The sequence below is a fragment of the Kineococcus arenarius subsp. arenarius genome (assembly GCF_050871845.1).
Lineage (GTDB): Bacteria > Actinomycetota > Actinomycetes > Actinomycetales > Kineococcaceae > Kineococcus.
This window is the reverse complement of the sequence record NZ_JBJLSE010000122.1, coordinates 1-10563: the sequence shown is the minus strand read 5'-3', so window position 1 is coordinate 10563 and position 10563 is coordinate 1. Positions and strand designations below refer to the sequence as shown.

General features: G+C 66.7%; 9 protein-coding genes and 1 tRNA gene. 7 read left to right on the top strand and 3 right to left on the bottom strand.

The window, feature by feature from the left end; translation table 11 throughout:
* Positions 1 to 349: 349 nt before the first annotated feature.
* From ACRYM0_RS19010 to ACRYM0_RS18990, 5 genes are all read left to right on the top strand, one after another.
* Positions 350 to 1339 carry an IS481 family transposase gene (locus ACRYM0_RS19010; protein WP_432507411.1) on the top strand — a complete coding sequence of 330 codons (990 nt, stop codon included), beginning with the start codon at positions 350 to 352 and terminating at the stop codon, positions 1337 to 1339.
* A gap of 79 nt (positions 1340 to 1418) precedes the next feature.
* Positions 1419 to 1592, top strand: coding sequence for a hypothetical protein (locus tag ACRYM0_RS19005; protein WP_432507410.1), 174 nt, complete (start codon positions 1419 to 1421; stop codon positions 1590 to 1592).
* 27 nt (positions 1593 to 1619) lie between these two features.
* Complete coding sequence (locus ACRYM0_RS19000) at positions 1620 to 2198, top strand: tyrosine-type recombinase/integrase (protein ID WP_432507409.1); 579 nt, start codon at positions 1620 to 1622, stop codon at positions 2196 to 2198.
* A gap of 160 nt (positions 2199 to 2358) precedes the next feature.
* Positions 2359 to 5535 (top strand): NB-ARC domain-containing protein, encoded by a 3177-nt coding sequence (locus ACRYM0_RS18995; protein ID WP_432507408.1) that lies wholly within the window; start codon positions 2359 to 2361, stop codon positions 5533 to 5535.
* A 17-nt stretch (positions 5536 to 5552) separates the two neighbouring features.
* Positions 5553 to 5819, top strand: coding sequence for a hypothetical protein (locus ACRYM0_RS18990; RefSeq protein ID WP_432507407.1), 267 nt, complete (start codon positions 5553 to 5555; stop codon positions 5817 to 5819).
* A 195-nt stretch (positions 5820 to 6014) separates the two neighbouring features.
* On the opposite strand, the gene ACRYM0_RS18985 is transcribed toward ACRYM0_RS18990, so the two are convergent.
* The 3 genes from ACRYM0_RS18985 to ACRYM0_RS18975 all read right to left on the bottom strand — a co-directional run bounded on the left by ACRYM0_RS18985 (position 6015) and on the right by ACRYM0_RS18975 (position 7586).
* Positions 6015 to 6602 (bottom strand): GIY-YIG nuclease family protein, encoded by a 588-nt coding sequence (locus tag ACRYM0_RS18985; RefSeq protein WP_432507406.1) that lies wholly within the window; start codon positions 6600 to 6602, stop codon positions 6015 to 6017.
* A 38-nt stretch (positions 6603 to 6640) separates the two neighbouring features.
* The gene (locus tag ACRYM0_RS18980; RefSeq protein ID WP_432507405.1) at positions 6641 to 7243 is read right to left on the bottom strand and encodes a hypothetical protein; all 603 of its coding nucleotides are present in this window, start codon (positions 7241 to 7243) and stop codon (positions 6641 to 6643) included.
* A 270-nt stretch (positions 7244 to 7513) separates the two neighbouring features.
* A tRNA-Lys gene (locus ACRYM0_RS18975) sits at positions 7514 to 7586 on the bottom strand.
* 112 nt (positions 7587 to 7698) lie between these two features.
* Between ACRYM0_RS18975 and uxaC the strand changes: the two genes are divergently transcribed.
* Both uxaC and ACRYM0_RS18965 read left to right on the top strand, forming a co-directional pair.
* Positions 7699 to 9108, top strand: coding sequence for a glucuronate isomerase (gene uxaC, locus ACRYM0_RS18970; RefSeq protein ID WP_432507404.1), 1410 nt, complete (start codon positions 7699 to 7701; stop codon positions 9106 to 9108).
* A 64-nt stretch (positions 9109 to 9172) separates the two neighbouring features.
* Positions 9173 to 10516: an APC family permease gene (locus ACRYM0_RS18965; RefSeq protein WP_432507403.1), complete on the top strand. Its 1344-nt coding sequence runs from the start codon at positions 9173 to 9175 to the stop codon at positions 10514 to 10516.
* Positions 10517 to 10563: the final 47 nt, after the last annotated feature.

The window sequence follows — 10563 nt, the reverse complement described above, 5'->3', positions numbered from 1 at the left end:
GGCTGCGACTGCGCGCAGCGACCTGCTGCGCGCTGCCAGCGCCACTCGGGCGCGGAAGGCGTGCCGCTGCGCCACGCCGGGGTGGGCGGCGACGTAGTGCAGTTGCTGCTCGATAGTCTGCGCCGTGTGCGGCATCGTCGGAAGTGTTGTACCCACGGCCACCGACGATGCCGCGTGCTTGATCACCAGCCCAGTAGCGAAACGTGCAGATCAGGTGATCAAGAACTTCCCGAGCTGACCACTAGGTGTACCCGGCCAGGACGTTGGTAGCAGCGCGGCGGCTTGAACGAGGGAGGACCCCCAGGTGGGGTGTGACTTGTCGAAGGTCCACATCCACCCGGAGGTCCTCGTGGCCCACGCTAACGCCCGCACCACCGTCCACGGCCGGCTCCTGATCGTCCAACGCCACCAGCAAGGTTGGCGCCAAGCCCACATCGCCGTCGCGATGGGCGTCTCCCGCAAGTGCGTCCGCACCTGGGTCGCCCGCTACGCCGCCGAAGGAATCGAGGGCCTGCAGGACCGCTCCAGCCGCCCGCACCACAGCCCGACACGGACACCGGCCGAGGTCGAAGCTCGCATCGTCGACCTGCGCGCTCGCCAACGGCGAGGACCCGACGCACTGGGTGCTCAGCTCGGCGTGCCGGCGCGGACCGTCTCCCGCGTCCTGGCTCGCCACGGCATCGCGCACCTGTCAGCGCTGGATCCGATGACTGGTGCGGTCCTGCGCTCTTCCAAGACCACCGCCGTCCGCTACGAGCGGGAACGTCCAGGCGAGCTGGTGCACATGGACGTCAAGAAGATCGGCCGCATCCCCGACGGCGGCGGCTGGCGCGCCCTGGGCCGCGCGGATCGGGAGAGGACCCGCGATCGCAGCACCAAGATCGGCTACGACTACGTCCACTCACTCGTCGATGACCACTCCCGGCTGGCCTATCCCCCGCGAGCGGGTGGTACCCCCACCGAGATCCTGCCCGACGAGAAGGGACCGACCTGCGCCGGCTTCCTGACCCGGGCGGCGGCCTACTTCGCCGCCTGCGGCATCGCCCGCATCGAGCGGGTCATGACCGACAACGCCTGGGCCTACCGCTGGTCCCTGCGCGAGGTCTGCGCCGCGCTGGGTGCGAAGCAGAAGTTCATCCGCCCGCACTGCCCCTGGCAGAACGGCAAGGTCGAGCGGTTGAACCGGACCCTGGCCACCGAGTGGGCCTACCGGCAGGTCTTCACCAGCAACGCCGAACGCGCCGCTGCCCTTGCGCCGTGGATCGAGCACTACAACACTCGACGCCGTCACAGCGCACTCGGTGGCCTCCCGCCGATCAGCCGCCTGGCACCAACGTGATGGCCGGGTACACCTAGCCGCCACAGCTGGCCACCGCGGGACCCAACTTGTGGCTCTGTCGACGGTCACTGCCGACCTCGTGGCCCTCCGCGCCCGGAACTACGCGACCTACCGGTCGTCGCTGGCCGCTGATGGCCGGCACCTCCCCGCGAACTTGGCCGATGTCGTCGCGGACGTGACGACCTTCGCCGACCCGCTCGTGGACGGCGGGGCGGGGATGGCCCGGGACTTCGCTGCGCGCCGGTGGACGTGAGGGTGCCACCATGATCGTTACGGCAAGATGCTGCGACCCGACGTCGTTGCTCACCTGTTCGGCCGGCCCGTGGCCGAGGCCGGTGTGGAGCGCATCCGACTGCACGACCTCCGGCACGTGCACGCCACCTCGGCCCTGGCCGCCGGCGTCGACATCGAGGTCGTCAGCGCCCGGTTGGGCCACTCCACGACGCACATCACGAGCAACCTCTACATGCACGTCGTGCCCGAGGTGGCGCGGGAAGCAGCCGACGCGATCGCGGCCGCCGTGGCGTATGCGCGGAGGGCCAGGGCGACGGGTGTGGCCGTGGCGTGGCCGCAGGAAGTCGATCACGGCGAGGCGAGGAGCCCTCCCAGGGGTGAGGCTGCAGGTCAGACGCCGTGTGGGCCCCCAGGGGCTCGAACCCTGAACCCGCGGATTAAAAGAGCAGGGAGGGGCGTCCAGCGAGGTCCGGGCAGGGCGGCTGACCTGCGGCGATGGTGCGCCGGCGTGCGGGGGGAGCGGGGCGGCTGCCGTCGCGTTGCCCTCACGGTTGCCGTCAACGTCACCGATCATCGGCGCGGCCTGACGGCTGGGGCAAACCACGCTTCTAGTAGGGACGCCTAGCGATGATCGGAGCAGCATGCTGTGCGAGCTGCGTCGATACATCGGCGCATGACACCCCCTGCCAGCCCATTGCGCATAGAGACGCTCATAAGGGTGTCCTAGATGGCGAATGGTTACCTGGATCTGCCTTCTGTCTGCGTGACGTGCTAGACATGTAGCCATGAATGAACCGGTGGGTGTCGCTGACGGAGGGGTTGAGGCTGCGCGCGGTCTTCGTTATCAGTATTTGCAGACCGTCCGACAGATTCTAGACCTTCTCACTGATGCAAGTTCGACTGCCGCTTCGATACAGATCGAAGGGTGGAGCGGGGAAGTGGGCGATGATGACCCCACTGACCAGCAAATCGTGGACTATGCCGTCCTTGATTCGAGCGGCTGCTGCTTGAAATCGGTTCAAATTAAGTCAGTCAGAGATGTGATGGCCTCCCGGCCAATGGGCGTCGGTGCGGTGGTTCGCGTTCTAGCTCGACTAACCCAACAGGTGGCCGATGAGTATGAGCTAAGGACCAACGCACGAGCCACGAGCCCCGCGGTTCGATTGGCGACTTTAATTCATGGCGCCGCCGATATCGATGAGCTCAAGGCAGGCCTGCAGCAACTTGTTGCCATAGCACCGTCGGTGGGTGACTTGGTGGACTTGTCCCGCGAACAGCTGCTCAGGCTTTCTCGCTGTAAGCTCTTTTTCGCCGATCAGCCCATTGACGAACTGAGTAAGGGCTTGAGAGATCGGCTTCGAGAGTATCGGCTGGGACGGCGAAGCGGAGTGGGAACCCAAGGCGCCGGCCTGCTGCTTAACCATTTGGTACAACAAGTCATGGACAGGGCGACTTCCGAGGGCCCTCGAGTCTTTTCACTGGACGACGCGCGAGCGCAAATTTTGGTTGACAAATTCGTGATCGCAGTATCTGTAGGTAGGTATACATGGGGCCAGGCGATGGGCGTGGGCATGGCTAGGGTCCCGGACGTTCGTCGAGGGAAGATACTGTCGGACATCGAGGCATGCCTTCGCCAAGACGATTCGACCCGAAGTATCCGTTCAGTGGCTCTAACAGGAATGTCGGGCATCGGCAAGTCAAGTCTCGCCGCCGCGTATATTGCCGATTACGCTGATGCCTACGATGTAATTGTTTGGGTGGACGCCACCACCGAAGAGAGCTTAAACGTGTCGGCTGCGGCGGTCTTGGGTCAAAACCCTTCCACGGACCATAGAACGGGAGACGTTGAGGCGAGTTTTAGAGCCCTGTTGGAGTCATTCCCGGGGCAGTGGCTTCTAGTTTTCGATAATGCTACGAGCGAGCGACTGGTGTGGCAGTGGACTCCGCGCTCTGGCCGGGGACGCATTGTATTCACGTCTACAAACAGCGGTAGTTGGGCTACGGCGGGGGCTAGAATTTCGGTGGGGGCGATGGAGCCTGACGAATCCAAGGCCCTAATGCTTCGCCGCCTCAAGCAAAGCCTTCCAGAGTCATCGGTCACGCCTGAGGAAGCATCAGTGGCCGAGACGTTAGCTAGTGAGCTTGAGGGCTGGCCGCTGGCCATGGAGTTGGCTGCGTCGTATCTACTCAGCACTGAAATTGCACTGCCCTATGCCCATCAGTATCTAGCTCAGATTCGCGACCGTGCCCTTTACGCGGAGGACCTCGTGCCTCCAGGGTATCCACAGTCATTAGGCGCGGCACTCAAGTTGGCTATGGATCGAATCTTGGACCAATTCTCGCCCGAAGTGGCAGGGCTTGCGCTGGGAATAATGCGAGTATTGAGTTACGTGAATGCCCATTCATTCCCGGTTGGGTTAGCGTACTACGCTTCTCTGCTGCGAAATGTGCCCGTAGACAGTCCTTGGATCGGGGTGCCTAATCCAAATACACCCGAGGCGGGGGATCTCAATGAGGCCGTCAGAGCATTGCGGAGTCAATCCTTGGTGGATCGCCGCCGAGTGGGCGTTCCAAGCGCATTGAACGCAACAGCTGAGCAGCATGTTGACACGTTCACTACCAATGAAATTGTGCAGCATGTAACCCGTCGTCTCTGTGAATCGCGCGGCGAGCAGGCTGTGAAGGCATTGGCTGGCGCCATCGGAGTGCTCGATCAATGTCTTCAATACCACATTAGCGCGTCAAATTTTACGGGCTCCTCTCTCTTGGAGGGTCACCTTCATGCGGTGCTCGGGCACCTCACCCGCCTTCGCCTAATCAATGCGACCGTAGTAGTCGCAGCGGGTAACCTGGCAACACTTAAATCAGTGTCTGGCAGGCCCAGTGAGGCCTTGCGGCTGGCCGAGCTTGAGTTGAAATGGCTCGACGCCATGGCATTGAATGGCTGGCCTGTGAGGGCGCAGATCCATTACATGCGCGCCATCAGTCAATTTCAAATGGGTCGACCAGTCGCAGAAGTCCTGCAAGCCGCCCAGGCGGCGCTGGAATCCGCTGTCAAGGCAGCTGAAAACTCCTCAGGACATCCCAAAGTTGAAACGGTCATGGATGGCCTCTCTGTACTTCTTGGAACACTGGCAAACATCAAGAAGGGCGGGGAGGAGGACGTTGAGCATTTGAGGCGCGATCTGAGGCATCAGTGGGGGAAGATGTATGGCAACTACGACTTGCCTACGTCGTCGCTAGATGAGTTGCTGAATCAGGTACTTGACGATCCAAACTTGGCCCTCGCCGCGCTCTATTCGGCCCGTGAGCGCGTCGGCATCTCTGAGTCCGACAAGTTTGAGGTCGATCTGCGCCTTGCGGAGGCACTGTCGCTGGCCAAGCACTTTGACGAGTCGTTCGCAATTTTCGAGCGATGGCATGTCCGCCTAGGGGATTCTGGGCTTCACCGCGGTGGCTTTGTTCTACATGCTTTGAACGCTGCTCATGAGTTCGTTCTGCGCTCGATAGACGAATACCACGAAACGAGTAGTAACGCATCGGAACAGTTGACGGCGCTGCTGAAGTTCATCCATGAAAGCTTTACGCTCATGGAGGCGGATGCTTATGACGTCATACGCTACTACACTTATCGCGCCGCGGAGAAGCTGACTTGCAGGGAATGGGTGGCGGCAGAGTCATGCTTGCAAACGGCTTCTCAATTAGAATATGAGCACCGTGACTACTTGGCTAGTCATTCGTCCGTTCGCAATGCAACGACCCGACCACTTCGTGAAGAATGGGGGTCTTGCTCGAGGCGAGGGGCGCCCGCCGGGCGAGTGCTGACCACTTGCGGCGCATCGCGTATTCGACCGACGGAATTAATTTCGATTTTCTCTATCTTTCCGTTGCCGCGGGAGAACTATCTACGCTACGCAGCGTTCCATGGGGAGATGAGCCTTTGGTTGGGCATTGGTCGATAGGTTCTCGTGGGGAGGCCGTGTTGACCGTGCCGGTAATACATGAATCCATCAAGGAAGGGTTGAACACTCGGGTCGCCGTGGCGTCCGAAGGTGGTGGTGTCCATCCAGCGATTGTTCGAGTAGCGTCGTCCGCTCGTGCAGGTGCTGTAGTGCGCGTTCTTCTCGTCGAGGGCAGGGAGGAGGTTAGTCAGGCGGTCGATGCGCTGATTAAGGGATACGAGCTGATTGATGCGCCATTGCCTGTGGAGGTGATGGCCGAAAATTGGCACATTTTCAATCGATAGCTCAAAGACAAGACATTGGCTATGGAAGATGGCGGGTGCCATGCGGCGATCGTGCGAGCCGGTCTCACGGTGAAGTGACGGGGTTGGTGGGGCCCTGGCTGCGGCGCTCCGCGCCGGTCCAGGGTCCCACCAACCCCGTAGTCAGCGCCTTGACGGAGTAGAGAAAGTCCTCACAGCGGTCGGGGTCTTGGCGCCCTAGCGGAGCAGGATAGGCAGAGAGCGCGCCAGGTCGCGTTGTCGGGCTCGCGCCTCGGTTAGCTGAGCGTGGAAGTTGCCGTGGGCGTTCTGCGCGAGGTTGAGCGGCAGGTCCACACCCTCGATGAGCTGCGTCTCCGCGAGCCACGGCTGCGAGTCCTCCACCCAGCACACCCGGGCGTGCTCGGCCATCCACTCGCTGAGCACTGCCTCGCCGTCGCTGAACGTCAGCCGGTTGCCGGTGCTGCCGACGCGGCGCAGGCCGATGCCGAGCTCGTCGGCCAGCAGGACGCCCAGCGTCAGCCGCAGCGTCGAGCCGTAGGCGTTGCCGCGGTAGTGGTAGCGCACCCGCCTGCGCAGGGTCTGCTTGCTCACCGGGCCCTCGTTCGCCGGTGGGCGCTTGGGGGAGATGCCGACGTACAGCAGCACCATCCCGTCGACGTGGTGGCACCCGCCGACGGGCACCCCGGGCGGGGCGGCGTCGAAGTACCAGGCATACACGCCTCCTACCGCCGGCACGGGGGTGGGGCGTCCGAGCACCTCCGCCCGCGTCCAGAGTCGATCAGGGGCGAGGAGGCGGGTGCTCACCACAGCATCGTGGCCGATGCCGCAGTCCCGGTGCTCGATCAGCGGAACTGGCGGCGTTGCGCCTCCAGCGCGCGCTGACGCCACTCCTCGTCCAGCGCGACGACGTGGCACTCGACCCCAGCAGCGTGCAAGGCACCGGCGTACCAGGAACGACCGGTGAATGGTGCGGCGGCTGCGTCGTCGCTGAAGCACAGGATCTTGCGGTGCCGACCGCCCAGCGCCTTTGCGACGTGCGCCAGCTTGAAAGCATCGGCGAGGACCTTGTTCCGTTGGGCACCCTTCGGTGGGCCTTGGTGTGCCCACGCTTCCACCAGCACCGGTGGCTCCTGGCTCACCCCGTCGACCTCCACCCACGACCCGTCGGACAGGGTGATCCGCTCCGGCGCCAGGCGGACGAAGAGCCTGGCGGCCAGCGCGTCGAACATCAAGGCCTCGATATGGCGTTGGACAGCGCTGTCTCCTGCTGGCACGTCGTCGTCCTGCGCCGGGATGCTCGCCAGTTCCTCCTCAGCCGCCACGCTCGCGGGAGCGGGAACCGGCACGGGCGTAGCGCCTGTCGTTGGGGGAGGGGCGGTCACCGCTCCCGACCCGGCGGCTTGAGCCGCCGCCTTCGCGCGCAGCTGCTCGGACGGCAGCGTCATGAGGAGCTCTTCGCGCAGGTCGGGCTCGCGCCTGATCGCCCGGGCGACGTGACCGGCGTGTCGAGCGTCGTGCCCCGGGCGGTACCGCGCACGTGCGCCGGTGGGGCTCTCCCCGCAGCCGCACAGGCAGAGCGGCGCGGGGTTCTCTCCGAGTGACACGGCGGGGCTCCTCGTCGAGGCCGGTGGAAGTGGACCCACGTTGCCGTCAACTACTGCCGTCGAGCCTGCTCGTCGATGCCGCAGAGCCGGTATCCGTGCAGGTCGGGCGGGTGGGCCCCCAGGGGCTCGAACCCTGAACCCGCGGATTAAAAGTCCGCTGCTCTGCCAGTTGAGCTAGAGGCCCTCGCGGTCGCCCGCGGGGGCGAGCCTAGCCGCCCCGCCCACGAGCCGCGCAGGGGTCGCAGCACCCCGGCGATCGGTTGTCGCGCGGCGCCGGCCCAGCCCAGGATGGCCGCGTGACCGCGCTCACCCTGCACCCGGACCGCCTCCTGCCGGCCGACCCCACGACGCGCGGCATCGCGCGCGAGCTGTACGAGCAGGTCCGGGACCTGCCGATCACCTCGCCGCACGGGCACGTGCCGGCGCAGTGGCTGGCCGAGGACGCCGCGTTCGAGGACCCGACCTCGCTGCTGCTGACGCCGGACCACTACGTCACCCGCCTGCTGCACGCGCAGGGAGTCAGCCTGGCCGACCTGGGTGTCGGGGTCGACACCTTCAGCGCACAGCAGAAGCGGAACGCGTTCCGGTTGCTGTGCGCACACTGGAAGGCGTACCGGGGAACGGCCGTCAAGACGTGGCTGGAGGCCCAGCTCGTGGAGGTCTTCGGCATCGACGTCGCCCCCTCCGCCGCCACGGCGGACGAGGTGTACGACGCGATCGCCGAGCGCCTGACCACCCCCGGGTTCCGCCCGCGGGCGCTCTTCCAGCGCTTCGGCATCGACGTGCTGGCCACCACCGACGACCCCTGCGACGACCTGCGACACCACCGCGCGCTGCTGGACGACCCTAACTGGCGCGGGCGCGTGGTGCCCACCTTCCGGCCCGACGCGTACCTCGAGGCGGGCAGGCCGGGCTGGCGCGAGCGCGTCGAGGCGCTGGGCGCCTGCGCCGGCGTGGACACCGGAACCCTCGCCGGCTGGGTCGCCGCCATGGTCGAGCGCCGCGCCTTCTTCCGCGCGCACGGCGCCGTGTCCAGCGACCACGCGCGCGCCGACGCCCGCGCCGAACCGCTGGAGGCGCACGAGGCGGAACGCCTCTACTCCGCCGCCCGCGCGGGGCGGGTCACCCCGGCCGAGGCCGACGCGCTGCGCCGGCACCTGCTGTTCGAGCAGGCCCGCATGGCCGCCGACGACGGCATGGTCATGACGCTGCACCCGGGGGTGTGCCGCGACCACCACACCGCCACCGCGCAGCGCTACGGCACCGACGTCGGCGCCGACATCCCGGTGGCCGTGGAGTTCACCCGCGCCCTGCGGCCCGTGCTCGACGCCTTCGGAACGGCCCCGAACTTCCAGCTGGTGCTCTTCACGATCGACGAGACGGCGTACTCGCGCGAACTGGCGCCGCTGGCCGGGTTCTACCCTTCCGTGTACGTCGGCGCCCCCTGGTGGTTCATCGACGCCCCCGACGCGATCACCCGCTACCGCCGGTCGGTCACCGAGACGGCCGGGTTCGCCCGCACCTCCGGCTTCATCGACGACACGCGCGCGTTCCTGTCCATCCCCGCCCGGCACGACACCAACCGCCGGGTCGAGTGCGGCTACCTCGCCGACCTCGTCGCCCAGCACCGCCTCACCCCGGACGAGGCCGCGGAGACGGCCGTGGACCTCGTCGTCGCCCGGCCCCGGGAGGCATTCAGACTGTGAGCGGCCCGCTACGGGCAGCTCGCGCCGACGTGCCGCGCCGACGGCCGTGGGGTAGGGATTCGGGGTGAGCACACAGGCGGGGACCACCCCGGAGGTCCAGACCACGGGCCTCAGACGCGCGATCAGCGGCAAGCTGCTGTTCCTCTTCATCCTCGGCGACGTCCTCGGCGCCGGCATCTACGCCCTCGTCGGCGTGCTGGCCGGTGAGGTCGGCGGCGCCCTCTGGGTGCCGTTCGTCGTGGCCCTCGTGCTGGCGACGCTGACCGCCACCTCCTACGCGGAGCTGGTCACCAAGTACCCCAAGGCCGGGGGAGCGGCGGTCTTCGCGCAGCGCGCCTTCCAGCGGCCGGTCGTCTCGTTCCTCGTCGGCTTCTCCATGCTCGCTGCGGGTGTCACCAGCGTCGCCGGGCTGGCGCTCGCGTTCTCCGGCGACTACCTCGGTGCGCTCGTGGACGTGCCGGCCCTGCCGGCCGCCCTGGTCTTCCTGACCCTGGTGGCGCTGCTGAACATGCGCGGCATCAAGGACTCGCTGCGCGCCAACGTCGCCATGACGGTGATCGAGGTCGGCGGCCTGCTGCTCATCGTGGCGCTCGCCGCGGTGGTGCTGGGCCGCGGTGACGGCGACCCCGGCCGCACCCTGGAGTTCGCGCCCGGCCAGTCCGCCGTCACCGGGATCCTCGCCGCTTCCGTGCTGGCCTTCTACTCCTTCGTCGGTTTCGAGACCTCCGCGAACGTCGCCGAGGAGGCCGTGGACCCCTCGCGCACCTACCCGCGCGCCCTGTTCGGCGGCCTGGCCGTCGCCGGGGTCGTGTACGTGCTCGTCGGCCTGGCGGTCTCCACCGCGGTGGCGCCGGAGCAGATCGCCTCGTCCTCGGGGCCCCTGCTGGAGGTCGTGCGCGTCGCCGACGTCGGCCTGCCGGGCTGGCTGTACTCGCTGATCGCGCTCATCGCCGTCGCCAACGGCGCCCTGCTGACCGCCATCATGTGCAGCCGCCTCACCTACGGCATGGCCGTCGAGGGCCTGCTGCCGCGCGTGCTGGGCCGCGTCCTGCCGAACCGCCGCACCCCGTGGGTGGCGATCGTCGTGACCACCCTGGTGTCCATGGCGCTGGTGGCCACCGGCGACCTCGCCGACCTCGCCGCCACCGTCGTGCTGCTGCTGCTGTTCGTGTTCATCGCCACCAACGTGGCCGTGCTCGTGCTGCGCCGCGACGACGTCGCCCACCGGCACTACCGCGCCCCCACCGTCCTGCCGGTCCTCGGCGTGCTCGCCTGCGTGGCGCTGCTCACCCAGCAGGAGGCAGGGGTGTGGCTGCGGGCCGCGATCCTGCTCGCCGTCGGTGCGGTGCTGTACGCGGTGACCCGCCGCGCCGTGCCCGCCGAGCAGCGGGCGCGTTCCGGCCGCTGAGCACCCCGCGACGGCGAACGGCCCCGCACCCCCGGCAGAGGGGGTGC

Bases quoted from the DNA above. Each gene is read 5' to 3' on its own strand.
- ACRYM0_RS19000 (WP_432507409.1), top strand. From the start codon at position 1,620: ATGCTGCGACCCGACGTCGTTGCTCACCTGTTCGGCCGGCCCGTGGCC.
- ACRYM0_RS18980 (WP_432507405.1), bottom strand. From the start codon at position 7,243: ATGACGCTGCCGTCCGAGCAGCTGCGCGCGAAGGCGGCGGCTCAAGCC.
- ACRYM0_RS18995 (WP_432507408.1), top strand. From the start codon at position 2,359: ATGAATGAACCGGTGGGTGTCGCTGACGGAGGGGTTGAGGCTGCGCGC.